The sequence below is a fragment of the Actinosynnema sp. NPDC050436 genome (assembly GCF_040655415.1).
Classification (GTDB): Bacteria; Actinomycetota; Actinomycetes; order Mycobacteriales; family Pseudonocardiaceae; genus Actinosynnema.
This window is the reverse complement of sequence record NZ_JBFAJV010000019.1, coordinates 1-23,756: the sequence shown is the minus strand read 5'-3', so window position 1 is coordinate 23,756 and position 23,756 is coordinate 1. Positions and strand designations below refer to the sequence as shown.

General features: G+C 73.0%; 27 protein-coding genes. 4 read left to right on the top strand and 23 right to left on the bottom strand.

The window, feature by feature from the left end; translation table 11 throughout:
* Positions 1-14: 14 nt before the first annotated feature.
* Positions 15-1,223, bottom strand: coding sequence for a crosslink repair DNA glycosylase YcaQ family protein (locus AB0I60_RS32710; protein WP_360736778.1), 1,209 nt, complete (start codon positions 1,221-1,223; stop codon positions 15-17).
* Positions 1,220-2,107 (bottom strand): EamA family transporter, encoded by an 888-nt coding sequence (locus tag AB0I60_RS32705; RefSeq protein ID WP_360736776.1) that lies wholly within the window; start codon positions 2,105-2,107, stop codon positions 1,220-1,222. The genes AB0I60_RS32710 and AB0I60_RS32705 overlap by 4 nt, the downstream gene beginning before the upstream one ends.
* 64 nt (positions 2,108-2,171) lie before the next feature.
* Here AB0I60_RS32705 and AB0I60_RS32700 point away from each other — a divergent pair, with 64 nt between their 5' ends.
* Together AB0I60_RS32700 and AB0I60_RS32695 are read left to right on the top strand one after the other, a co-directional pair.
* Positions 2,172-2,717, top strand: a complete 546-nt coding sequence (locus AB0I60_RS32700; RefSeq protein ID WP_360736774.1) for a GNAT family N-acetyltransferase — start codon at positions 2,172-2,174, stop codon at positions 2,715-2,717.
* A gap of 30 nt (positions 2,718-2,747) precedes the next feature.
* A complete protein-coding gene (locus AB0I60_RS32695) occupies positions 2,748-3,248 on the top strand; it encodes a hypothetical protein (protein WP_360737027.1) in 501 nt (166 codons plus the stop codon).
* An 11-nt stretch (positions 3,249-3,259) separates the two neighbouring features.
* Here the strand turns inward: AB0I60_RS32695 and AB0I60_RS32690 are convergent, their stop codons facing one another.
* From AB0I60_RS32690 to rimP, 21 genes are all read right to left on the bottom strand, one after another.
* Positions 3,260-3,574 carry a PRC-barrel domain-containing protein gene (locus AB0I60_RS32690; protein WP_360736771.1) on the bottom strand — a complete coding sequence of 105 codons (315 nt, stop codon included), beginning with the start codon at positions 3,572-3,574 and terminating at the stop codon, positions 3,260-3,262.
* A 77-nt stretch (positions 3,575-3,651) separates the two neighbouring features.
* Positions 3,652-3,774, bottom strand: a complete 123-nt coding sequence (locus AB0I60_RS32685) for a hypothetical protein (protein ID WP_360736769.1) — start codon at positions 3,772-3,774, stop codon at positions 3,652-3,654.
* A gap of 47 nt (positions 3,775-3,821) precedes the next feature.
* Entirely contained in the window at positions 3,822-4,277 is a 456-nt protein-coding gene (locus AB0I60_RS32680; protein ID WP_360736767.1) for a hypothetical protein, read from the bottom strand.
* Positions 4,274-5,038 carry a 4-hydroxy-tetrahydrodipicolinate reductase gene (gene dapB / locus AB0I60_RS32675; protein ID WP_360737024.1) on the bottom strand — a complete coding sequence of 255 codons (765 nt, stop codon included), beginning with the start codon at positions 5,036-5,038 and terminating at the stop codon, positions 4,274-4,276. The genes AB0I60_RS32680 and dapB overlap by 4 nt, the downstream gene beginning before the upstream one ends.
* A gap of 41 nt (positions 5,039-5,079) precedes the next feature.
* Entirely contained in the window at positions 5,080-6,486 is a 1,407-nt protein-coding gene (locus tag AB0I60_RS32670) for a pitrilysin family protein (protein WP_360736764.1), read from the bottom strand.
* Complete coding sequence (locus AB0I60_RS32665; RefSeq protein ID WP_360736761.1) at positions 6,483-8,741, bottom strand: polyribonucleotide nucleotidyltransferase; 2,259 nt, start codon at positions 8,739-8,741, stop codon at positions 6,483-6,485. Before AB0I60_RS32665 ends, AB0I60_RS32670 begins: the two co-directional genes overlap by 4 nt.
* Positions 8,742-9,004: 263 nt before the next feature.
* Positions 9,005-9,274, bottom strand: coding sequence for a 30S ribosomal protein S15 (gene rpsO, locus AB0I60_RS32660; RefSeq protein WP_015104318.1), 270 nt, complete (start codon positions 9,272-9,274; stop codon positions 9,005-9,007).
* Positions 9,275-9,398: 124 nt separating this feature from the next.
* Complete coding sequence (locus AB0I60_RS32655; RefSeq protein ID WP_360736757.1) at positions 9,399-9,848, bottom strand: 2'-5' RNA ligase family protein; 450 nt, start codon at positions 9,846-9,848, stop codon at positions 9,399-9,401.
* 14 nt (positions 9,849-9,862) lie between these two features.
* A complete protein-coding gene (locus AB0I60_RS32650) occupies positions 9,863-10,348 on the bottom strand; it encodes a helix-turn-helix transcriptional regulator (protein WP_360737021.1) in 486 nt (161 codons plus the stop codon).
* A gap of 93 nt (positions 10,349-10,441) precedes the next feature.
* Positions 10,442-11,380: a bifunctional riboflavin kinase/FAD synthetase gene (locus AB0I60_RS32645; protein ID WP_360736754.1), complete on the bottom strand. Its 939-nt coding sequence runs from the start codon at positions 11,378-11,380 to the stop codon at positions 10,442-10,444.
* A 67-nt stretch (positions 11,381-11,447) separates the two neighbouring features.
* Positions 11,448-11,849: a hypothetical protein gene (locus AB0I60_RS32640; protein ID WP_360736751.1), complete on the bottom strand. Its 402-nt coding sequence runs from the start codon at positions 11,847-11,849 to the stop codon at positions 11,448-11,450.
* Between the two features lie 92 nt (positions 11,850-11,941).
* A complete protein-coding gene (gene truB / locus AB0I60_RS32635) occupies positions 11,942-12,838 on the bottom strand; it encodes a tRNA pseudouridine(55) synthase TruB (protein WP_360736749.1) in 897 nt (298 codons plus the stop codon).
* A gap of 11 nt (positions 12,839-12,849) precedes the next feature.
* Positions 12,850-14,169 carry an MFS transporter gene (locus tag AB0I60_RS32630; protein ID WP_360736747.1) on the bottom strand — a complete coding sequence of 440 codons (1,320 nt, stop codon included), beginning with the start codon at positions 14,167-14,169 and terminating at the stop codon, positions 12,850-12,852.
* 82 nt (positions 14,170-14,251) lie between these two features.
* Positions 14,252-15,550, bottom strand: a complete 1,299-nt coding sequence (locus AB0I60_RS32625; protein ID WP_360736745.1) for an MATE family efflux transporter — start codon at positions 15,548-15,550, stop codon at positions 14,252-14,254.
* Positions 15,551-15,650: 100 nt separating this feature from the next.
* Positions 15,651-16,634, bottom strand: a complete 984-nt coding sequence (locus AB0I60_RS32620; protein ID WP_360736743.1) for a bifunctional oligoribonuclease/PAP phosphatase NrnA — start codon at positions 16,632-16,634, stop codon at positions 15,651-15,653.
* A gap of 10 nt (positions 16,635-16,644) precedes the next feature.
* On the bottom strand, positions 16,645-17,094 hold the full coding sequence (gene rbfA, locus AB0I60_RS32615) for a 30S ribosome-binding factor RbfA (protein ID WP_360736740.1): 450 nt from the start codon (positions 17,092-17,094) through the stop codon (positions 16,645-16,647).
* Between the two features lie 42 nt (positions 17,095-17,136).
* Complete coding sequence (locus AB0I60_RS32610; protein WP_041315031.1) at positions 17,137-17,433, bottom strand: DUF503 domain-containing protein; 297 nt, start codon at positions 17,431-17,433, stop codon at positions 17,137-17,139.
* 69 nt (positions 17,434-17,502) lie between these two features.
* Positions 17,503-20,586, bottom strand: a complete 3,084-nt coding sequence (infB, locus tag AB0I60_RS32605; RefSeq protein WP_360736738.1) for a translation initiation factor IF-2 — start codon at positions 20,584-20,586, stop codon at positions 17,503-17,505.
* Between the two features lie 86 nt (positions 20,587-20,672).
* Positions 20,673-21,017 (bottom strand): YlxR family protein, encoded by a 345-nt coding sequence (locus AB0I60_RS32600; protein ID WP_360736735.1) that lies wholly within the window; start codon positions 21,015-21,017, stop codon positions 20,673-20,675.
* Positions 21,018-21,039: 22 nt separating this feature from the next.
* Entirely contained in the window at positions 21,040-22,062 is a 1,023-nt protein-coding gene (nusA, locus tag AB0I60_RS32595) for a transcription termination factor NusA (RefSeq protein WP_360736733.1), read from the bottom strand.
* A complete protein-coding gene (gene rimP, locus AB0I60_RS32590; protein WP_360736731.1) occupies positions 22,059-22,583 on the bottom strand; it encodes a ribosome maturation factor RimP in 525 nt (174 codons plus the stop codon). The genes nusA and rimP overlap by 4 nt, the downstream gene beginning before the upstream one ends.
* Positions 22,584-22,726: 143 nt before the next feature.
* On the opposite strand from rimP, the gene AB0I60_RS32585 reads away from it, so the two are divergent.
* The gene (locus tag AB0I60_RS32585; RefSeq protein WP_360736728.1) at positions 22,727-23,173 is read left to right on the top strand and encodes a hypothetical protein; all 447 of its coding nucleotides are present in this window, start codon (positions 22,727-22,729) and stop codon (positions 23,171-23,173) included.
* Positions 23,170-23,613, top strand: a complete 444-nt coding sequence (locus AB0I60_RS32580; RefSeq protein ID WP_360736726.1) for a ferritin-like domain-containing protein — start codon at positions 23,170-23,172, stop codon at positions 23,611-23,613. Before AB0I60_RS32585 ends, AB0I60_RS32580 begins: the two co-directional genes overlap by 4 nt.
* Positions 23,614-23,756 lie beyond the last annotated feature (143 nt).

Sequence of the window (23,756 nt, the reverse complement as noted above, 5' to 3'; positions counted from 1 at the left end):
CGACCGCCGCGCGGCTACCTGCGCACCACCGCCGCCAACGCGGGTGCCAGGTCGCCGCGCCCGGCCACGTGCACCTCCTCCAGGCCCAGCCAGTCCGCCATGTGCCGCAGCTCCGCCGCCAGCTCGACGGCGACCCGGCCGTGGTCCGCCGCCGGTTCCGCGTGGGCGGCCTGGACCCGCAGGACGCCCGCCGCCCGGTCGGCCTTGAGGTCGACGCGGCCGACCAGCTCGCCGTCCAGCAGGAACGGGAAGACGTAGTAGCCGTGCACGCGCTTCTCCTGCGGCACGTAGATCTCGATGCGGTAGTGGAAGTCGAAGATGCGCTCGGTGCGGGCCCGCTCCCAGATCAGCGGGTCGAACGGGCACAGCAGGGCGCGGCCGGTGATCGCGCGCGGGACGCGGGCCTCGACGTGGCGGTAGGCCGGTGCCGCCCAGCCCCGGACCGCGACCGGGTCGAGCACGCCCTCCTCCACCAGCTCCCCGACCGCCTGCCGGCTGCGCGCGGGGGCCAGCCGGTAGTAGTCGCGCAGGTCCGGTTCGGTGGCCACGCCCAGGGCCGCCGCCGCGCGGGCCACCAGCTCGCGCGCACCCTCCTCGGGGGTGACCCGGCGGGCCAGCACCTCGGGCGGCAGGACCCGCTCGGTCAGGTCGTAGAGGCGCTCGAAGCCCCGGCGGGTGCCCGTCGTCAGGGCCCCGGAGCCGAACAGGTACTCGCAGACCTTCTTGACCTCGGACCAGTTCCAGCCCCAGTGCTCCTTCGCGCGCGGGCCGCCGCCGGCGAGGGCCTTCTCGATCGCGCCCGCGCCCATCGGGCCCGATTCCTTCACCACGGCCAGCACGTCGTCCACCAACTGCGGTTGGCGCCGCACGGCGGGCTCGTGGTTCTGCCACCAGCCGCGCTTCTTCGCCCCGGAGTGGAACAGCGGCCAGTCCTCCACCGGCACCAGGCTGGCCTCGTGCGCCCAGTACTCGACCAGCAGCCGGGGCCGGCGCGCGCTGTGCGACCACGCCGCCTCGTCCACCAGCGACGGCGCGTACGCCCCCAGCCGGCTGAACACGGGCATGTAGTGCGCGCGCACCGCCACGTTCACCGAGTCGAGCTGGAGCAGGCGCACGCGCGAGAGCACCCGCTGGAGGTGCCGCCTGGTGGGCGGCGCGGCGGGCCGGGGATCGGCGAAGCCCTGCGCGGCCAACGCGATCCGGCGGGCGACGTCTGCGCTCATCGTCTGCACAGCTCGGATACTCCCACCTCGGTACGACATTTCCGCTCGGCCCGGACCACGAGCACCACCGCCACGACCACCAGCAGCCCGCCGCCCAGTTGCCACGCGCTGAAGTGCTCGCCCGCCAGCCACACGCCCAGCAGCACGGCGATGACGGGATTCACGTACGCGTAGGTGGCGACCGTCGACACGGGCAACTGCCCCAGCGCGTACGCGTAGGAGCTGAACGCCAGCAACGACCCGAACACCACGAGGTAGCCCCACGCGAGCCACGACGTCGTGGACACCTCCGACACCGTGAACCGCTCGCCCGCGACCAGGCCCACCACCGACATCACCCCACCGCCGACGAGCATCTCCACGGCGGACATGGCGAACGGGTCGGCGGTCGGCAGCCTGCCGTTGAGGTAGGACCCGAACGCCCAACTGAACGCCGCCAGCAGCACCACCCACGGACCCCACCACGACGAGCCGCCCACGTCGTGCAGCAGCAGCACGGCCAACCCGACCAGCCCGACGACGACACCCACGTACGTCACGCGAGGCGGCCGTTCACCCCCGATGCGGCGGAACAGCACCACGTACAGCGGCAGAGACGCCACCAGCAGCGCGGCCAACCCCGAGGGCACCGACTGCTCCGCCACGACCACCAACCCGTTGCCGCACGCGGGCAGCAGCAAGCCCAGCAACGCGGCCGTGCGGAACTGCGGCCACGTCATGCGCAACCTGCGCCCCAGTCCCAGCACCAGCGCGAGCACGAGCCCGGCGGCGAGGAACCGCGTCCCGGCCGACAGCAGCGGCGGCATGGTCTCGATGGAGAACTTGATCCCGACGTACGTCGAGCCCCACACCACGTACACAACACCCAACGCAGCCCAACGCATGGACCGCACGCTTCCACGGGACCACCCGTCCGATCACGCGAGTTTCGGCCACTAGGGTGCCCGCATGGCCGATGCCGCAGTGCGGACCGCGAAGCTCGAAGACGTGCCGGAGATCGCCCGGATCCACCGCGAGACCTGGCGCACCGCCTACCGGGAACTGCTCCCGGACGCGGTCCTCGACAGCCTCGACGACACCACCGGCACCTGGGCCGAGGCGGTGGCGCACGCGCGGGTCTTCGTGGCGACCGAGGGGCGGTGGCTGGTCGGGTTCTGCGTGGCCGGCCGCGCGCCGGACGCGGAGGTCGCGCGCGCCGACGGCACGCTGCCCGACAACGCCGCCACGACCGCGCTGGTGAGCGTCCTGGTCGAGCCGAGGTGGGGTCGGCGCGGCCACGGCGGGCGGCTGCTCGCCACCGCAGGGCAGGCGCTGGCCGAGGGCGGGTGCACGCGCGGGATCGCCTGGGTGCCCGAGGCGGACAAGGCGTCCGGCGGCTTCTACGCGAAGGCCGGCTGGGCCGGTGACGGCACCGTGCGAACCCTCGACGCCGGTGGGCGACCGGTGCGCGAAATCAGGGTTTCCGGGGGGTTGACCCTACCGCTCACGGCCTGACCGGTTGCTAGCCTCGAAGAGGTGTGGGCACTGCTGGGGTGGATCGGCCTGACGTTCGGCGTGGCGTTCGGCTCGGCGATCCTGCCCCTCATCAGCATCGAGGTCTTCGTCATCGGCCTCGTCACGCAGCAACCCCACATCTCGTGGTGGTGGATCGGGCTCGCCGTCGCGGTGGGCCAGGTGCTGGGCAAGATGTTCTACTTCCTGGCCGCGCGCGGGGACTGGCACCTCCCGGCGTGGCTCAAGCGCAAGGAGAAGCCGGTCCGGCCGGTGTCGCCGTTCCGGGCGAGGTGGAAGGCGCGGCTGGAGTGGGTGCGGGAGCGGTGCCACCGGCACCCGCACTGGATGTTCGGCACGCACGCGGTGAGTTCCGTGGTCGGTCTGCCGCCGTTCATGTTCACGACGGTGCTCGCGGGGCTCGCCGGCATGTCGTCGTGGCTGTTCATCGCCACCGGCATGGTCGGTCGGTTCGCGCGGTTCAGCGTGCTCGCTGCGTCACCGGCCCTGATGACGGGGTGGCTGCTGCACTGACGCCCGCGCGCCTAACGCCGTTCGTGGCGCACGAGGCGCTGCGACGGCACGACGAGCCCGTAGTGGTCGTGCAGTTCCACGTGTTCGAGGTCGGACAGCTCCGCGCCGATCTGGGGCGCGTCCTCGACCTCGCTCTTGTCCACCGGCAGGACCAGCCGCCGGTCGCGCACCTGGGCACCCCGGATGGGCACCAGGGTCTTGGCGTCCCGGGTGGGCACCCCGGCCCACAGCGGGCGGCCGTCGTCGAGCCACAGTTCGCGCACCGGCCCGATGTGCTTGCCGTGCCGGTCGAGGAGGTCGTAGTCGTAGGGCAGGTCTGCGTCCATGCCCTCGCGGCTACCCGAGCCGGGGTGTGCCCGCACCTGAAGACACCCGGTCGAGTGACCCGAACGGGGCGGCCGGCCTACGTGAGGGCGAAGGCCGCGCTGAACGCGGTGACGATGACCAGGCAGGCGATGGTGATCCGCAGGTTCTGGTAGGTGTTGGTCACCCCACCACGGTATCTACGCGATACCGGACAAACCAAGGTGAAAGTGCGTTAAGACCGGATGAACTGAGTCTCACCCGAATGCTTCACGCCTGATTCTTCGGCGCTTGGAATAGGTCGATGGCCGTGCGCATGGTCTCCCTCGCCCGGCCCCGGTCACCGGCCAGGTCGTACGCCTGGGCGAGCCCGAACCACCGCCGCCACTCCTCGGGGTCGGCCTCCACCTCGGCCCGCCGCTGCTCGAACCAGGCGTCCGCCGCCTCGCGGTCCACCCGCCCGGACGGCCGGCGCGGCAGGCCGGACACGTCCGGCAGCGCGCCCTCGGCCGCCAACTGCCGGGCCATCCGCTCGGTGGTGAACCCGAACCGCAGGTTCGTCCACGCGATCCACACCCCGATCAGCGGCAGCACGAGCACGCCGACGCCCAGCCCGATGCCGACCGCGTCCCCCGTGCCGATCAGCACCACCGCGCGCCCGCCGAGCAGCACGAAGTACACCGCGAGCGCGGCGGTGATGACGAAGGCGGTGGTACGGGTGCTCACAGGTCCATGTACCGGTCGAGGCCCACGGACAGACCGGGGTGCGCGGACACCGAGCGCACCGCGAGCAGCACGCCCGGCATGAACGACGTGCGGTCCATCGAGTCGTGCCGCAGGGTCAGCGTCTCGCCCTCGGTGCCGAACACGACCTCCTGGTGGGCGATCATCCCGGCGATCCGCAGCGAGTGCACGCGCACGTCGCCGACGAGGTTCCCGCGCGCCCCCGGCGCCTCCTGGGTGGTGGCGTCCGGCATCGGCGCCACCCCGGCCGCCTCGCGGGCCCGGGTGATCAGCCGGGCGGTGTGCGCGGCGGTGCCCGACGGGGCGTCCACCTTGCGCGGGTGGTGCAGCTCGATGACCTCGGCCGAGTCGTAGTACCGCGCGGCCAGCTCCGCGAACCGCATCGACAGCACCGCGCCGATGGCGAAGTTCGGCGCGACCAGCACGCCCACCCCGTCCGCCGAACCCAGCCAGCCCTCCACGGCGGACAGCCGCTCCGCGTCGAACCCGGACGTGCCGACCACCGCGTGGATGCCGTTCCGCACGCAGAACCGGACGTTGTCCAGCACCACGTCCGGGTTGGTGAAGTCGACCACGACCTCCGCCCGCGCGTCGGTCAGCGCCGACAGCTCGTCGTCGGCGTCCAGCGCGGCCACGATCACCGCGTCGTCCGCCGCCTCGACCGCGCGGACGACCTCCGAACCCATCCGGCCGCGCGCGCCCAGCACGCCGACGCGGATGGGGTCGGCCGAAGACCTGCCCACGGGGTCGGGCGAAGGCGTGCCGGCATCCGAAGAACGCTTGCTCAAGAGATCACCTCGTGCACCTGGGACGGCAGATCGTCGGCGTGAGCGTAAGGGCCCACCACGGCGGCGGCGACGGGGCGTCGCAGCAACTCGCGCGCCAGGGCGGCGACGTCCTCGCCCGTCACCTCGTCGATGCGCGCCAGGGTCTGCTCCACCGACAGGTAGTCGCCGTAGTTCAGCTCGCCCTTGCCCACCCGCGACATCCGGGAGCTGGTGTCCTCCAGGCCCAGCACCAGACCGCCGCGCAGCTGGCCCTTGCCCCGCGCCACCTCCGCGTCGGTCAGCCCGCCCGACGCCACGACCGACAGCACGTCGCGCACCACTCCCGCGACGTCGCCCAACCGGTCGGGCTGGCAGCCCGCGTACACCGACCACGTGCCGGTGTCGGCGTACAGGCCCACCGACGAGTACACCTGGTAGGCCAGGCCGCGCCGCTCCCGCACCTCCTGGAACAGCCGGGAGCTCATGCCGCCGCCCAGCGCGGCGTTGAGCACGTTGAGCGCGAACCGGCGCTCGTCGTGCCGGTCCACCGCCCGCACGCCCAGCATGAGGTGCGCCTGCTCGGTGTCGTCGGAGTGCAGCACGAGCTTGCGCGCGCCGGGGATGCGGGCCCGGCCCACGCGCGGCGCGACCGGCGTCCCGGTGCGACCCAGCCGCTCCCCGATCTGCTTGCGCGCCAAGCGCATCACGTGGGTGTGGTCCACGTTGCCGGCCACCGCGAGCACCATCCTGGGCATCGTGTAGCGGCGCTTGTAGAAGCTGAACAGCGCCGAGCGCTCCATGTCCTGGATGGACCGCTCGGAGCCCAGCACCGACCGGCCCAGCGGGTGCTCGCCGAGCATCGCGTCCAGGAACGCGTCGTGCAGCAGGTCCTCGGGGTCGTCGTCGCGCATGGCGATCTCTTCCAGCACCACGCCGCGCTCGGTCTCGAAGTCGCGCGGCTCGCACAGCGCCTCGAACACCACGTCGCACACCAGGTCCAGCGCCAGCGGCAGGTCCTCGTCCAGGACGTGCGCGTAGTAGCAGGTGTGCTCCTTGGCGGTGAACGCGTTCAGCTCGCCGCCGACCGCGTCGATCTCCTCGGCGATGGCCGCCGCCGAGCGGTTCGCGGTGCCCTTGAACAGCAGGTGCTCCAGGTAGTGCGCCGCCCCCGCCACCTCGGCGCGCTCGTCGCGCGACCCGACCTGCACCCACAGCCCGACCGACGCCGACCGCACGCCGGGGATCTGCTCGGTGATCACCCGCAGGCCGGAGGGCAGCACGCTGCGGCGCACGGTCACGCCCGTCGCGCTCTGCTCCAGCACGCGGGTGCTGCCGGGCCGCTGGAGGTGCCCGAGCCTGCTGGGAAGCGGACGGCCGCGGGTGCCCGAGGCACCCGCGGCCGTCCCGTTGACGCTCGTGGTCACTGCGCCGAGGACTCGGCCGGGGCGGTGTCCTGCGCCGGGGCCGCGTCCTGCGCGGGAGCGGAGTCCTGCGCCGGGGCGGCGTCCGCGTCCTCGTTCACCAGGACGAGGCTGATCTTGCCGCGCTGGTCGATGTCGGCGATCTCGACCCGGAGCTTGTCGCCGACCTTGACGACGTCCTCCACCTTGCCGATGCGCTTGCCGTTGCCCAGCTTGGAGATGTGGATCAGGCCGTCCTTGCCCGGCAGCAGCGAGACGAACGCGCCGAACGCCGCGGTCTTCACCACGGTGCCCAGGAAGCGCTCGCCCACCTTCGGCAGCTGCGGGTTGGCGATCGCGTTGATCAGGCCGATCGCGGCCTCGGCCGACGGGCCGTCCGCCGCACCGACGTAGATCGTGCCGTCGTCCTCGATGGAGATGTCGGCACCGGTCTGCTCGGTGATCGAGTTGATCATCTTGCCCTTGGGCCCGATCACCTCGCCGATCTTGTCGGTCGGGATCTTCACCGAGGTCACGCGCGGCGCGAACGGGCTCATCTCGTCCGGGCGATCGATGGCCTCGGCCATGACCTCCAGGATGGTCAGGCGCGCGTCGCGGGCCTGGTTCAGGGCCGCGCCGAGCACCTCCGAGGGGATGCCGTCGAGCTTGGTGTCGAGCTGGAGCGCGGTCACGAACTCCTTGGTGCCGGCGACCTTGAAGTCCATGTCGCCGAACGCGTCCTCCGCGCCCAGGATGTCGGTCAGCGCCACGTACTCGGTCTTGCCGTCGACCTCGTCGGAGACCAGGCCCATGGCGATGCCGGAGACCGGGGCCTTCAGCGGGACGCCGGCGTTGAGCAGCGACATCGTGGACGCGCAGACCGAGCCCATCGAGGTCGAGCCGTTGGAGCCCAGCGCCTCGGAGACCTGGCGGATCGCGTACGGGAACTCGTCGCGCTTGGGCAGCACGGGCACCAGGGCACGCTCCGCCAGCGCGCCGTGGCCGATCTCGCGGCGCTTGGGCGAGCCCACCCGACCGGTCTCACCGGTGGAGTACGGCGGGAAGTTGTAGTGGTGCAGGTAGCGCTTGTGCGTCTCGGGGGACAGCGAGTCGATCTGCTGCTCCATGCGCAGCATGTTCAGCGTGGTGACACCCAGGATCTGGGTCTCGCCGCGCTCGAACAGCGCCGAGCCGTGCGCCCTCGGGATCAGCTCGACCTCGGCGGACAGCGACCGGATCTCGGTCAGGCCGCGACCGTCGATGCGGACCTTGTCGCGCAGGATGCGCCCGCGCACCAACTTCTTGGTCAGCGAGCGGAACGCGGCGCCGACCTCCTTCTCCCTGCCCTCGAACTGCGCGGCCAGCTTCTCCAGCACCGACGCCTTGATCTCGTCGATCCGGGACTCGCGCTCCTGCTTGCCGCCGATCGTCAGCGCCTGCGCCAGGTCGGCCGAACCGGCCTGCTCGACGGCCTCGAAGGCGTCGGCCTGGTAGGCGGGGTAGGTCGGGAACTCGCCGGTCGCCTTCGCGGCGTGCGCGGCGAGCTGGGCCTGCGCCTCGCACAGCGCCTTGATGAACGGCTTGGACGCCTCCAGGCCCGCCGCCACGACCTCTTCGGTCGGGGCCTGCGCGCCCTCGGCGACCAGGTCGATCACGCGCTCGGTGGCCTCGGCCTCGACCATCATGATCGCCACGTCGTCACCGACCGTGCGGCCGGCGACGACCATGTCGAACACGGCCTTCTCCAACTGCTCGTGGGTGGGGAACGCCACCCACTGGCCCTCGATCAGCGCCACCCGGACGCCGCCGATGGGGCCGGAGAACGGCAGGCCCGCGAGCTGCGTGGACGCGGACGCGGCGTTGATCGCCACGACGTCGTACAGGTCGGCCGGGTTCAGGCTCATCACCGTGATGACGACCTGGATCTCGTTGCGCAGACCGTCCACGAAGGAGGGGCGCAGCGGCCGGTCGATCAGCCGGCAGGTCAGGATCGCGTCGGTCGACGGGCGACCCTCGCGGCGGAAGAACGAGCCGGGGATGCGGCCCGCCGCGTACATGCGCTCCTCGACGTCCACCGTGAGGGGGAAGAAGTCGAAGTGCTCCTTCGGGTGCTTCGACGCCGTCGTGGCGGACAGCAGCATGGTCTCGTCGTCGAGGTAGGCGACGACGGTGCCGGCCGCCTGGCGGGCCAGCCGGCCGGTCTCGAAGCGGATGGTGCGGGTGCCGAACCGACCGTTGTCGATCACGGCTGAAGTCTCGTGGACCTCGTTTTCGGTCATGTGTGTCAGAACTCCTCGTCATGCGGGCCGCAGCGCGCACGGGCGCGGGATCGCGGGTCGGACGAGGCCGGTCTTCGATCGAAGTCCCCTGGTTGTCGTCTCGGGCCAGGGGGCCACTACCGAGGACCGGCGATCAAGTCGTCCCGGTGCGCCGCGCGTGCGTCCCTCGTCTTTTCTCTTGTCCTGCTCGACGCGCGTCGACGCGCGTCGCGGTGCTGCGCCGAGGGGGAGCGACCGGACCGGTCGCTCCCCCTCGGCGGTGGTCAGCGGCGCAGGCCGAGCCGCTGGATCAGCGACCGGTAGCGCTGGATGTCCACCTTCTGGAGGTAGTTGAGCAGCCGGCGACGGCGGCCCACCAGCAGCAGCAGACCACGACGCGAGTGGTGGTCGTGCTTGTGCTGCTTGAGGTGCTCGGTCAGGTCCGCGATGCGCTTGCTGAGCAGCGCGACCTGCGCCTCGGCGGAGCCGGTGTCCGAGTCGTGGACGCCGTACTCGGCGAGGATCGTCTTCTTCTGCTCGGTGGTCAGTGCCACGGTTCCGCTACTCCTTGTACCCGATGTGATGTTCCGTGCGGCCCCGTTGCCGGGGGTAGACGGTCGTGGCCGCCACGGACCGCAGCCAGACCCAACTGTCGAGGTTACCAGTAGTCGCCGACGACTACCCGTTTGGCGTGGTCAAGGGCACCCGCTCCAGCACCTCGTACCCCACCGACGGGCGGCTGCGCACCAGTGCGACCTCCGTCACGGTCCACTCGCGACCGTCGAAACCCACCTGCGGCAGCGGATCCGCGCGCCGGCGCGCGCGGGCCACCGTCAGATGTGGACGCCAGTCGCCCGCCGCCCCGGCCGCCTCCGCCAGCGGTCGGAGCGGGCCGCGCACCCCCATCCACAGCACGCCCGGGAACGTGCCGGAGGAGGTGAGGCGCAGGGTCGGCGCGGGCAGGCCGCGCAGCGCGTCGAGCAGGCCGGCCGGTTCGGCGGCGTCGCCGTGGAAGCGCAGCGTCACGTGCCAGCGGTCCGGGGCGGTCCAGCCCAGCCCGGGGTGAGCGGCGCGCAGCGGACTCAGGTGCGCGTCCAGCTCGGCGACGGCGTCGGCGGGCGGGAACACGCCGGTGAACAGCCTCAGGAGTCGCGGCCCTTGCCCGCGCGGCGCAGCAGGTCGGCCAGCGCCGGGAAGTCCTCGCCCAGCACGTCGGCCGCCTGGGACAGCTCCCGGCGGTCGGCGACGCGGCGCAGGAACGGGATGACGGCGGCCTCGTCGTCGGCGCCGTTGACCGGCAGCGAGTCGCGGCTCACCGTGGGCTTGGAGTCGCGCACCTCGTCCAGCGCGCGCTGCAACGCCTCGGGTGCGCCCGTCGCCACGTCGGGGGTGAGGACCTTGCGCTCCAACATGATCATCCGGGCGAGCACCGACGGGTTGCCGATCTTGGCCCGACGTCCGCTCATCACCTGGCTGAGCATCGGCGCGCTGATCCCCAGCACGTCCGCGAGCTGGGCCTGGGACACGTTGAAGGCCACCACCAGCCGGCGCACCCGGTCCCCCAGGGGCTCTCCGTACCACTCCCGCTGCAACGCGAGGTTGCGCTGGACGATCTTGTGGTCCTCCACCTTCGCCTCTCCCCTGACCGGCTTGGACGTGACAGGCATCTTGCCAGGTAAGTGGCGGGCGTACGCCCCGTTCCACCCAGGTGGTTCAACGCGTCACGCACCGGCCCCCGGCAGGATGTCCCGCGTTTCCGCCACGTCCTTGTGCATCTGGTCCAGCAGCGCTTCGACGGTGTCGTAGCGCTCCATGGCGCGCAGGCGTGCCACGAAGTCCAGCGCGACCCGCTGGCCGTAGAAGTCCTCGTCCACGTCGAGCACGTACGCCTCCACCCGGCGTTCGCGCCCGGAGAACGTCGGGTTCGTGCCGACCGACACGGCCGCGCGCAGCCGGCGACCGCCGGCGTGGATGAACCAGCAGGAGTACACGCCGTCGGCGGGCACGGCCGCGAAGCGCGTGGTGGACAGGTTCGCGGTCGGGAACCCCAGCTCCTTGCCGCGACCGTCGCCGCGCACCACGATCCCCTCCAGCCGGTGCGGCCGGCCCAGCGCGTGGGCGGCGGCCTCCACGTCGCCGGCGTCGATGCACGCCCGGATGTAGGTCGAGGAGTACGTGACCCCGTCGTCGGTCACCAGGTCCGCCCCCTCGGTCCCGAACCCGAACCGCTGCCCCAAGGCGCGCAACAGGTCGACGTTGCCCGCCGCCTTGCTGCCGAACGTGAAGTTCTGGCCCACCACGACCGACGCGACGTGCAGCCGGTCCACCAGGATCTCGTGCACGAACTCGGCCGCCGGCATCCGGGACACCTCGGCGGTGAACGGCACCACGCAGAACACGTCCACGCCCAGGCCCTCGACCAGCTCGGCGCGCTGCCGCAGGCTGGTGAGCTGGGCGGGGTGGCTGCCCGGCCGCACCACCTCGGAGGGGTGCGGGTCGAACGTCATCAGGACCGACGGCACGCCCTTCTCCGCCGCCAGCTCGACGGCCCGGCCGACCAGCGCCTGGTGGCCCCGGTGCACCCCGTCGAACACGCCGATCGTCACCACGCACCGACCCCACCCGCCGGGCAGGTGGTCCAAGCCTCGCCACCGTTGCACGGGGTGCAGCCTACGGGGACGGGCCCGCCGGGAGCCGGCCGGAGGTGACCGCCGGCGGTGGGGCGCGTCACGGCCCCCGGTCGTGGCGGGTGTCCTGCCCGAACCCGGGCCCGGTCTCGTGCCGGACGTCCCGACCGGCCTGGTGGACCGTGCTGCCGTCGCGGGCGGTCGCGGTCTGGCTGACGGTGGAGCCGGCGCTCACCGCGCCGGAGTTCAGCGTGACCGCGCCGAGCGTGCCGGCCTGCACGGCGCTGCCGTGGACGGTCCCGGTGATGGTGTTGTGCACCTCGCCGGGCGGCGCGGCGTCCGCGCGCTGCGCGGCCAGGCCGACGAACACGCCCGCTGCGGTGAGCAGCACCACCGCGATCCAGGTCCAGGGGTTGCCGACCTGGTCGGTGGCCAGGTTGATCACGACGCCGGTCGCCGAGGTCACCACGCCGGCGGCGGTCGGCCACACCCATCTCGCCATGCGGCCCACGGTAGGGCGGCCGGCGGCGGCGTGGGTACCTCCGTCAGGGGCCTCCGCAGCCCGGCCGGGTGACACCGCCCGGCCTGCCGAGGTCAGCCGGCGGGGGTCAGCACCACCAGGGGCTTGGCGACCGGGCCCTCGTCCTTCGCCAGCGCGACCACGTGGCCGTCCGGGCCGAACACGCCGTAGGTCCCCTCGAAGCCGCCCGCCGCGAGGCGCCGGCCGTGGGACAGGGCGACGGCCTCGCGCGGCGCGATCTCCCGGCGCGGGAACGCCTTCGACACCGCCTCGTCCAGGTCCAGCGACAGGCCCGGCGCACCCTCCAACTGGGCCAGCGTCTTCGCCACCCGCAGGTCGAACGGCCCCACCCGGGTCCGGCGCAGGGCCGCCAGGTGGCCGCCCACGCCCAGGTCCGCCCCCAGGTCGCGGGCCAGCGCCCGGACGTAGGTGCCGGACGAGCACTCCACCATCACGTCCAGCTCCGTCGCCGCGCCCTCGCGCCGGACGGACAGCACGTCGAACCGGTGCACGGTCACCGGGCGGGCCGGGATCTCCACGGTCTCCCCGTCGCGCACCCGCGCGTACGCCCGCTTGCCGTCGATCTTCACCGCGCTCACGGCGCTGGGCACCTGCTGGATCGGGCCGGTGAGCTTCGCCACGCCCGCGCGGATCGCCTCCTCCGGCACGCCCGAGGCGTCCGAAGTGGACAGCACCTCGCCCTCGGCGTCGTCGGTGGTGGTCGAGGAGCCCAGGCGGATCGTGGACAGGTACGCCTTGCTGTCCAGCGCCAGGTGGCCCAGCAGCTTGGTGGCCCGCTCGACCCCGAGCACGAGCACGCCGGTCGCCATCGGGTCCAGCGTGCCCGCGTGCCCGACCTTGCGGGTGCCGAGGATGCGGCGGACCTTGGCCACCACGTCGTGGGAGGTCATGCCGTCCGGCTTGTCGACGACGACCAGACCTGGCTGCACAGCGGAAGATGAGGCGGACACGACCGCACATCCTAAGCCTCGGCCAGGACGTCCCAACGCCGGCGACGCAACTGGACCGGCACCTGCTCCCCGCGCCGCTGCGCCGCGAACACCTCGGCGCGGGCCCGGCGCCACCACACGGCGGTCCGCCACACACCCAGCACCAGCACGGAGACCACGGTCAGGAACGCGATCCGGTACGCCTGCGCGACCGGCAGGCCGTCCACCAGGTCCAGCACCACGCCGACCGCGAACGCGGTGAACGTGATCGCGGCGAACCCGCCGACGTTCGCCACGCCGGTCGCCGTCGACACCCGGTGCAGCGGGTTGTAGTCGCGCACCAGCGCGAACGCCACGCCGGACGTCGGCCCGCCGACCGCCAGCACGCCGAAGACCACCGCGAGCACGCCCGGCGGCAGCACCCCGCCGGGCCAGCCGAGCAGCACCGCCCAACCGACCAGCGCGGCGGCGAGGAACCAGCCGACGATCGGCATCCGCCACTCCGGCCGGCGCGCGATCACCGCGCCGATCAGCGGCCCGGCCACGATCCCGACCACCACCAGCAGGCTGAGCACCGCCGACGCGTCGGGGCGGCTCATCCCCTGCGCCTCCACCAGGTACGGGAAGCCCCACAGCAGGCCGAGCATCGCTGGCGTGGACATGGACGCGAAGTGCACCCAGAACCCCAGCCGCGTGCCGGGCACGGACCAGGCCGCGACCACCCGCCTGGCCACGGTGCGCAGCGGCACCGGTTCGACGGGCGGCGGCACGACGCCGTCGGGCACCTCGCGGACCCGCCACGCGACCACGGCCGAGTAGGCGGCGGTGGCCGCGCCCGCGATGAGGAAGGTCACCGTCCAGCCGGTGCCCGCCAGCAGCAGCGTCAGCGGCACGGTGGCCACCAGGTTGCCCGCGCCGCCGAGCGCGGCGGACAGCGACATCACGACGGTGAACCGGCGCGGCGGGAAGTGGGCGGCGGCCAAGCGCAGCACGCTCACCCACGTCATCGCGTCGCCGACCCCGAGCACGGCGCGCGCGGCCAGGCCCAGCGGGTAGGAGGAGGCGAGCGCGAACATCACCTGCCCCAGGCCCATCAGCAGCGCGGCGGCGACCAGCACCCGGCGCGGGCCGAACCGGTCGACGAGCAGGCCGGTGGGGATCTGCATCAGGGCGTAGAGGCCGATCTGCAGCACGGTGAACGTGCCGAGCGCGGCGGGCCCGACGTGGAAGCGGTCGGCGGCCTCCAGCCCGGCGACGCCGAGCGAGGTGCGGTGGAAGAGGGCGGCGACGTAGACGACGACGGCGGTCGACCAGATCAGCCACGCTCGTCTGGTGGCACGGTCGACCGGCACGGCGAAGCTCCTCGTGTTCCTGCGGCGGCACTACGTCCATCGGGAACACTTGCCTTCTGTTAACAATTCCGCACAGTGCGCCTCACCACATCGCGCCCACCCGCGCCCACCTGCCCGAACGGGTCCGCGCGAGCAGCGTGACCAGGCGCAGCACCATGAACGCGGACAGCCCGGTCCAGATCCCGACCAGCCCCCACCCGTACACGTGGGACGCCCAGATCAGCGGCAGGAACCCGACGCCCGCCGACAGCAGGGTGGCGGTGCGCAGGAACCCGGCGTCGCCCGCGCCGAGCAGCACGCCGTCCAGCGCGAACACCACCCCGGCCACCGGTTGCAGCGCCACGAAGAACCACCACGCGTGCGGCACCTCGCCGAGCACCGCCGGGTCGGAGGTGAACAGCGGCGGGATCACCCCGGCCAACGCCGCGAACAGCCCGCCCAGCACCACGCCGAACACCAGCCCGTAACCGGTCACCTGCCGGGCGAACCGCTTCGCCTGCTCCGGCCGGTGCGCGCCCAGCGCCTGCCCCACGATGGCCTGCGCCGCGATCGCCAGCGAGTCGAGCACCAGCGCGAGGAACGTCCAGAGCTGCAACACGACCTGGTGCGCGCCGACCGCACCCACCGACGTGCGCGCGGCGACCGACGCGGCCGAGAGGAAGCACGCCTGGAACGCCAGGCTGCGCAGCACCAGGTCGCGCCCGAGCCCGAGCTGCGCGCGCACCAGTTCCGGCCGGGGCCGCAGCGGCACCCGCTCGGCGGCCAGCGCGCGGAGGAAGAACCCGGCCGACACGACCTGCGCGACCACGTTGGCGACCGCGCTGCCCTCCAGCCCCCACCCGGCCCCGTACACCAGCACCGGGCACAGCACGGCCGACAACCCGTTGCCCAGCAGCACGTACCGCAGCGGCCGGACGGTGTCCTGCACGCCGCGCATCCACCCGTTGCCGGCCATCGTGACCAGCACGAACGGTGCGCCGAACAGGGCGATCCGCAGCCACGCCACGGCCTGCCCCGCCACCTCGTCGCCCGCGAGCAGGCGGGCGGCCGGCCCGGCCAGCAACTGGCCCAGCCCGATCACCACCAGGCCGACGACGAGCGCCAGCCACGTCGCCTGCACGCCCTCCTGCACCGCGTCCGCCCGGCGGCCCGCGCCGAACAGCCGGGACGTGCGCGCCGTCGTCCCGTAGGACAGGAACGTCAACTGGGTCGCCACCTGGGTGAACAGCACGCCGCCGACCGCGAGCCCGGCCAGCGGCAGCGCGCCCAGGTGGCCCACCACGGCCGTGTCGACCAGCACGTAGAGCGGCTCGGCCGCCAACACGCCCAGGGCGGGCGCGGCCAGCCCGACCACCCGCCGCGCGGGCACCCGCTCGTCCACGCCCCACACCCCCCGTGCCGCACCCGGCGTGGACCGTTCGGCCCAGCCGGGGACCACTCTCGCACGGGGCACCGACACTCCCGCCCGGCGGGAACCGGCCTCAGCCGGCGACGGTCTCCAGCGCGGCCCGCAGCCGGGCCAGCACGTCCGCCGCGTCGCCCTCGGCGGTGAACCCGGCGGCCAGGCGGTGCCCGCCGCCGCCCAGCAGTTGCGCGACCTCGCGCACGTCCACCGCGCCCACCGCGCGCAGCGACACCGACCACGACGACGGCCGCAGCTCCTTGAGCACCGCCGCCACCTCGGCCTCGGCGGCCGTGCGCACCAGGTCGACCACGCTCTCGACCTCCTCCGGGCGCAACCCGGCGGCGTCGTCCAGGGTCACCACGGCGTGCACGAACCCGCGCCCGCCGGCGGCGTCGGCGACCAGCTCGGCGCGCGCCAGCACCTTGGCCAGCATCCCGAGGTAGCCGAACGGGTGGGAGTCCATCAGCGGCCGGGCGACCGCCTCGGCGTCCACCCCCGCCTCCAGCAGCCGCGCCGCCACCCGGTGGGTCGCCGCGCTCGCGTGCCGGAACGACCGGGTGTCGGTCACCAGCCCCGCGTACACGCAGCGGGCGACCGGCTCGTCCAGCTCGACGCCGAGCACGTCGAGCAGCCGCAGCACCACCAGCGCGGTGGCCTCGGCGGCGGGGTCGACCACGTTCACCGTGCCGTAGCCGGGGTTGGACACGTGGTGGTCCAGCACGACCACCGCGCCCGCCGCCGGCACCCGGTCGGCGAGCGGGCCCAGCCGGCCCACGGACCCCGTGTCCAGCGCCACCAGCACCTCGGGCGCGGCGGGCACCGCCGACGCGGGCACCAGCAGCCCGGCCACGTCCAGGTCGCGCAACGTCTCCGGCACCTCGTCCGGGGCGCCGAACGACACCCGGACGGACTTGCCGAGGCGGTGCAGCACCAGCCCGAGCGCCAACGCGCTGCCCAGCGCGTCCGCGTCCGGGTTCACGTGGGCCAGCAGGGTCACGTCGGACGCGGCGCGCAGGACGTCGGCGGCGGAGTGCAGCGGCGCGTTCAGGTCGTTGGGCACACCCGGAACGCTAGTCGGCTTCGTCGGCTTCACGCGGAGGCTTGTACGGGTCCGCCTCGCCGGCGGGTTCGGCACCGTGCGCGATCCGCGCCACCTCGGCGTCCGCCTCGCGGGCGCGGGCCAGCAGCTCGTCCATCCGCCGCGCCTCGTCCGGCACGGTGTCGGTGACGAACGCCAGGGTCGGCGTGAAGCGGACCCCGGTCTGCTGCCCCACCATGGTGCGCAGCACGCCCTTCGCCTTCTCCAACGCCGCAGCGGCACCCGCGAAGTCCGGCTCGGCGTCCAGCTTCTCGCCGAGCACGGTGTAGTAGACCGTCGCGTCGTGCAGGTCGCCGGTCACCCGCGTGTCGGTGATCGTCACCCGCGCCAGTCGCGGGTCCTTCACCTCGTGTTCCAGCGCGGAGGCCACGATCTGCGAGATCCGCTTGGCCAGCTTGCGCGCCCGAGCCTGGTCGGCCACGGCGCTCCCTCCTCCATGTGCACAGCCGCCGCGAACGGCGGCTCAGTCGTCCTCCGGCCCCACCAGGCGGTGGCGGGCGGAGAGCAGTTCCAGTTCGGGACGTCCGGCCACCAGCCGCTCGCACGCGGCCAGCACGTCCCTGACATGCTCGGCGTCGGCGGCCACCGCCGCCACTCCGATCAGCGCGCGGCGGTGCAGGTCCAGGTGCCCGGCCTCGGCGACCGACACCTCGAACCGGCGTCGCAGCTCCGCCACGACGGGCTTCACCACGGACCGCTTCTGCTTCAACGAGTGGACGTCGCCGAGCAGCACGTCCAGCTCAAGGGCACCCACGTACACAGGTCATCACCCGGGGGTTCGGGAGGGGGCCGCCGCCGAAGCGACGGCCCCCCACGTCCGACACGACGATCAGGCGCGCGGCTTCTCGCGCATCTCGAACGTCTCGATGACGTCGCCGACCTTGAGGTCGCCGTAGTTGCCGAGCGTCAGACCGCACTCGAAGCCCTCGCGGACCTCGGTCGCGTCGTCCTTGAACCGCCGCAGCGAGCTGATCGGCAGGTTCTCCTGGACGACGTTGTTGTCGCGCAGCAGCCGGGCCCGCGCGTTGCGGCGGATCTCGCCCGACAGGACCATGCAACCGGCGATCGTGCCGACCTTGGAGGACTTGAAGACCTCGCGGACCTCCGCGCGGCCCAGCTGGACCTCTTCGTACTCCGGCTTGAGCATCCCCTTGAGGGCCTGCTCGATCTCGTCGATCGCCTGGTAGATGACCGTGTAGTAGCGGACGTCCACGCCTTCGCGGTTCGCCAGCTCGGTCGCCTTGCCCTCGGCCCGGACGTTGAAGCCCAGGACGATCGCGCTACCCGCGACGGCCAGGTTGATGTCGCCCTCGGTGATCGAGCCGACGCCCCGGTGGATGACCCGCAGCTCGACGTCGTCGCCGACCTCGATCTTCATCAGCGCGTCTTCCAGTGCCTCGACGGTACCGGAGTTGTCGCCCTTGATGATCAGGGTGAGCTGGCTGGTCTCCTTCAGCGCGGCGTCCAGGTCCTCCAGGCTGACCCGCTTGCGACGCGCCGCGTTGAGCGCGTTGCGGGTGCGGGCCTGGCGGCGCTCGGCGATCTGCCGGGCCACCCGGTCCTCGTCCACGACGAGGAACGAGTCGCCCGCACCGGGCACCGAGGTCAGACCGATGACCTGCACCGGCCGCGACGGGGTCGCCTCGGTGACGTCGTCGCCGTGCTCGTCCACCATGCGGCGGACGCGGCCGTACGCGTCGCCGGCGACGATCGAGTCGCCGACCCGCAGCGTGCCGCGCTGCACCAGCACCGTGGCCACCGGACCGCGACCCCGGTCGAGGTGCGCCTCGATGGCGACGCCCTGGGCCTCCATGGCCGGGTTGGCCCGCAGGTCCAGCGAGGCGTCGGCGGTCAGCAGGATCGCCTCCAGCAGGCCGTCGATGTTGATGCCCTGCTTGGCCGAGATGTCCACGAACATGGTGTCGCCGCCGTACTCCTCGGCGACCAGCCCGTACTCGGTGAGCTGCTGGCGGATCTTGGCGGGGTTGGCCCCCTCCTTGTCGATCTTGTTGACCGCGACCACGATCGGCGCGTTGGCCGCCTGGGCGTGGTTGATCGCCTCCACCGTCTGCGGCATGACGCCGTCGTCGGCCGCCACCACGATGACCGCGATGTCGGTCGAGTTCGCACCTCGGGCCCGCATGGCGGTGAACGCCTCGTGACCCGGGGTGTCGATGAAGGTGATGAGGCGCGGGTTGCCCTCCAGCTCGGTCTGCACCTGGTAGGCGCCGATGTGCTGGGTGATGCCGCCCGCCTCGCCCTCGGCGACCTTCGCCTTGCGGATCGTGTCCAACAGGCGCGTCTTGCCGTGGTCGACGTGACCCATGACGGTCACCACCGGCGGCCGGACCTGGAGGTCGTCCTCGTCACCCGCGTCCTCGCCGTAGGTGATGTCGAACGTCTCCAGCAGCTCGCGGTCCTCCTCCTCGGGGGACACGACCTGCACGACGTAGTTCATCTCGGAGCCGAGCAGCTCCAGGATCTCGTCGGACACCGACTGCGTCGCGGTGACCATCTCGCCGAGGTGGAACAGCACCTGCACCAGCGAGGCCGGGTTGGCGTTGATCTTGTCGGCGAAGTCGGTCAACGAGGCGCCGCGCGGGAGCCGGATGGTCTCGCCGCTGCCCTTGGGCAGGCGGACGCCACCGACCGACGGCGCCTGCATGTTGTCCATGTACTCCTGGCGCTTCTGGCGCTTGGACTTGCGCCCGCGCCGCGCCGGACCGCCGGGACGGCCGAACGCGCCGGCCGCGCCACCGCGACCACCGGGGCCACCGCCACCGGGACGACCGCCGCCGCCGCGGAAGCCACCACCGCCGGCCGGGGCACCGCCACCGCCACCGGGCCGGAAGCCGCCACCGCCGCCGCCCCCACCGGGACCGCCGCGGAAGCCGCCACCGCCGCCACCGCCACCGGGACCGCCGCGGAAGCCACCGCCACCGCCGCCGCCACCGGGACGACCGCCGCCACCACCAGGACCGCGACCGCCACCGCCGGGGCCGCCGCCGGGACGGCCACCGCCGCCACCGCCACCGGGCCGGGGACCGGCCGGGCGGCCGGGCATCATGCCCGGGTTGGGCCGGGGCGGCATGTTGCCGGGGTTGGGACGCGGGCCGCCGGAACCGGCGGAGCCGCCGGGACGCGGACCGGCCGGACGCGGGTCGCCGGGCTTGGGCGAGCCACCCCGGTCGCCACCGCGCTCGGGACGGTCACCGCCACCGGGTGCCTGCGGACGAGGTGCCTGCGGGCGGGGCGAGGGAGCGCCGCCGCCGACACCGAACGGGTTGTTGCCCGGACGCGGCGGACGCGCGCCGGCGGGCTTGGGCGCCTGCGGCTTCGGCGGCACCACGGACGGGCTGTGCTGCGCCGCGGCCGGCTGCTGCTGGGGCGCGCGCGGACCGGGCCGGGGCCCGGACGGCCGCGCACCCTGCTGGCCGGACTGGCCGCCCTGACCGGACTGACCGCCCTGCCCCTGCTGCGGGGCCGGAGCCGGCGCGGCGGAGGGGGCGGGAGCCGAGGGCACCGCCGGCGCCGCCGGAGCGGCCTGGGCTGCCGGGGCAACCGGAGCCGGGGCCTTCGGCGCGGGCGCGGCGGGCTTCGGCGCGGCCGGCTTGGGACCGGGCACCGGACGCGGACCCGGCTTGCCGACCGGAGCGGCCGGCCGGGCGGGCGACGCGTCGCCGGCCGGCGCGGGCGCGGCGGGCTTCGGGGGTGCCGGACGGGCACCGGACGACTTGGACTTGGCGTCGGACTTCGACGCGTAGGCGTCACGGAGCCGCCGGGCAACGGGTGCCTCGACGGTGCTGGACGCGGACTTCACGTACTCGCCCTGGTCGGCGAGCTTGGTCAACAGTTCCTTACTCGTGACACCGAGCTCTTTCGCGAGCTCGTGCACGCGGGCCTTGCCTGCCACTGCACTCCTCTGGTGATGAGGCCGGCGGCAGTCCCGTCGACCTCGTCTTAACGTCGCGCGTTCATGTCTTCAGCTTCACGGCTGACTCATGACGGGTCGACCTGCTTCCTTGCTTCCTGCGGGCCGTGAGGCGATCCCACGACCTGTTTCCCGAGCTGTTCGAGGTGCCCGCGAACCCGGTCCGCGTCGAGCGGCCCCTGGACCCGGAAGGCCCTGGGGAACGCCCGTCGCTTCTCGGCGTCGCGGAGGCAACCACCGTCGGGGTGCAGCCAAGCACCCCGACCGGGCAACCTCCGGCGAGTGTCCGGGACCACCGCCCCGTCCACGACCACCACGCGCAGCAACTCGGAGGGCAACGCCCGAGTGCGGCATCCGATGCACGTACGAACCGGGCCGTTGTGCGTGAAAACCGATCCCCGACGTCGAACCACTGAGAAGTCTATCTCCTGCCGCTCAATCAGCCGAACCGGATGTCGCCGCGCCTGCGGGAGCGGACCCGCCGGCGTCGGCGTCACTGCGGATGTCGATGCGCCACCCGGTCAGCCGCGCGGCCAGCCGGGCGTTCTGGCCCTCCTTGCCGATGGCGAGGGAGAGCTGGAAGTCCGGCACCACCACGCGGGCCGTCTTGGCCCGCTCGTCGAGCACCCGAACCGACACAACCTTGGCCGGTGACAAGGCATTCCCGACGAACGTGGCCGGGTCGTCGGAGTGGTCGATGATGTCGATCTTCTCGCCGGCCAGCTCGCTCATGACGTTGCGCACCCGGGCGCCCATGGGCCCGATGCACGCACCCTTGGCGTTCACGCCGGACACCGAGGAGCGCACCGCGATCTTCGAACGGTGACCTGCCTCACGTGCCACGGCGGGGATCTCGACGGTGCCGTCGGCGATCTCCGGGACCTCCAGCGCGAACAGCTTGCGCACGAGGTTCGGGTGCGTCCGCGACAACGTGATCTGCGGGCCGCGCGCACCGCGCGACACGCCGACGACGTAGCACTTGAGCCGGGACCCGTGCTCGTACGACTCACCCGGCACCTGCTCGGCCGGCGGGAGGACGCCCTCGGTGTCACCGATCTGGACGACGACCATGCCCCGCGCGTTGGCGCGCGCGTCGCGCTGCACCACGCCGCCGATGATCTCGCCCTCCTTGGCGGAGAACTCGCCGAAGGTCCGCTCGTGCTCGGCGTCGCGCAGGCGCTGGAGGATGACCTGGCGCGCGGTGGTCGCGGCGATGCGGCCGAACCCCTCCGGCGTGTCGTCCCACTCCTCGCTGACGACGCCGTCCTGCCCGACCTCCTGGGCGAGCACCCGGACCACGCCCGTCTTGCGGTCGATCTCGACGCGCGAGTGCGAGTGGTGGCCGTCGGTGTGCTTGTAGGCGGTCAGCAGCGCGGTCTCGATGGCTTCCAGAACGGTGTCGAAGGGGATGTCCTTGTCCCGTTCGATCGCCCGCAGTGCGGCGATGTCGACGTTCACTCCGACTCCTCCTTCGGGGCAGAGCCCTCCAGGAGCGCGAGCTCCTCGACGGGCGGTTGCTTGAACTCGATCTCGACCACGGCCCGCTCGATCGAGCGGTACTCCACCCGCGTGAGCTCACCCTTGACCAGCAGCGTCACGCCGCTGTCGTCGGCGGCACCGACCCGGCCGAACCACTCGACCCGGTCGGGCTGCTTGACCTTGACCAGCCGCAGCCGGGCACGCCGCCAGTGGCGGGGCCGGGTGAGCGGCCGGTCGGCACCGGGCGAGGTGACTTCAAGCGTGTACGGGCCTGCGATGAGGTGCTCGTTCGCGTCGAGCGCGGCGGACACGGCACGACTGGCCAGGGCGACCTCGTCGAGCCCGATCCCGTCGTCGCCGTCCACGACCACCTTCACCAGCCTGCGACGCCCAGCCTGGTTCACGTCGAGCGTTTCGAGGTCGAAGCCGATGGCCTCCACCGCTTCCCGCACGACGGGTGCTAGCTGCGCGGCGAGTTCTCCGCGCGGCGGGCTGGACACGTGGTGACTCCTTTCAGGTGCAGAAGGGCACGGCAACCCCGGCCGACGCTGCACTCGCCGGCCGTTGGTCGCCCAGACTATCTCGTCCCGGAGACCCCGCACGCCCCCAGCCGATCACCGGCGCTCTGGCAGGATCGGGACACGTGATCGGAAGAACGGCGCTCAGCAGGCGCGCACTCCTGGTGGCGGCCACCACCGCGCCCCTGGCAGTAGCGTGCACCACACCCCCGCCGGAGCCACCCCCACCGGACCCGCTGGCGGACCTGGTGAGCGCGGCCAGGGCCGACGCCGCCCTGGCAACGGCCCTGGGAGCACCGGAGACCGCCGCCGCGAGGACGCAGCAGGCGGACAAGCTCCAGGCGGAGGTGGACCGGGCCACCCCCAAAGTCCCCGGCACCCCCACCTCGCAGCCCCCACCCCCGTCGACGCCCCAGCCACCGGCGAACCCGACAAGAGAAGCCCTGGTCACCAGTTTGCAAACCGCGCAGAAGCAGGCCGCCGACCTCACCCTGACCGCCCCGGCGCACCGGGCGGGCCTCCTGGCCTCGGTCTCGGCGGGCTGCGCGGCGCTGCTGGAGGCACTCGCGTGAACCAGCCCAACCCGGCCGTGGACGCCCTGCAAGAAGCCCTGGCCGCCGAACACGCCGCCGTCTGGACCTACGGCCTGGTCAGCGCGTTCATCGACCAACAGGGCCCAGCGGTGGCAGAAGGCGCAAACGCCCACCGAGCCCGCCGGGACACCACGGAACGAGCACTGCGCGACGCAGGGGCACAACCCAGGCCACCGGCCCCGGCCTACCTGCCACCCCAACCGGTGGACAGCGCCGCATCCGCGATCGCCGCGCTGATCGCCGTGGAAACGGACGCCTGCGCAGCCTGGCGCGGCGTACTGGAAAGAACAGACGACCAGCCCCAGAGAAAATCGGCCCTGGACGCCCTCACCCAATCAGCGGTCCGCGCCACTCGCTGGCGCAAAACAGCAGGGATAACCCCCGCCACCACCCCCCTGCCCGGCACAGCAATGGGCTGACTCCACACCGGCAACCGACTCACACCCACATACGACCGCCCACACTCACAAGGGTCCCGCAGAGTCGTGTTCTCCCCGTGTGGCCTGCGCGCAGCGAACCGCGCTTTGCCAGGGTGTGCAAGCACGCCCTTCGCTTGCACACC

Excerpts from the sequence above, each read along its gene's own strand:
- AB0I60_RS32710 (WP_360736778.1), bottom strand. The coding sequence starts at position 1,223 with ATGAGCGCAGACGTCGCCCGCCGGATCGCGTTGGCCGCGCAGGGCTTC.
- AB0I60_RS32705 (WP_360736776.1), bottom strand. The coding sequence starts at position 2,107 with ATGCGTTGGGCTGCGTTGGGTGTTGTGTACGTGGTGTGGGGCTCGACG.
- AB0I60_RS32700 (WP_360736774.1), top strand. The coding sequence starts at position 2,172 with ATGGCCGATGCCGCAGTGCGGACCGCGAAGCTCGAAGACGTGCCGGAG.
- AB0I60_RS32690 (WP_360736771.1), bottom strand. The coding sequence starts at position 3,574 with ATGGACGCAGACCTGCCCTACGACTACGACCTCCTCGACCGGCACGGC.
- AB0I60_RS32665 (WP_360736761.1), bottom strand. The coding sequence starts at position 8,741 with ATGACCGAAAACGAGGTCCACGAGACTTCAGCCGTGATCGACAACGGT.
- AB0I60_RS32640 (WP_360736751.1), bottom strand. The coding sequence starts at position 11,849 with ATGGCGAGATGGGTGTGGCCGACCGCCGCCGGCGTGGTGACCTCGGCG.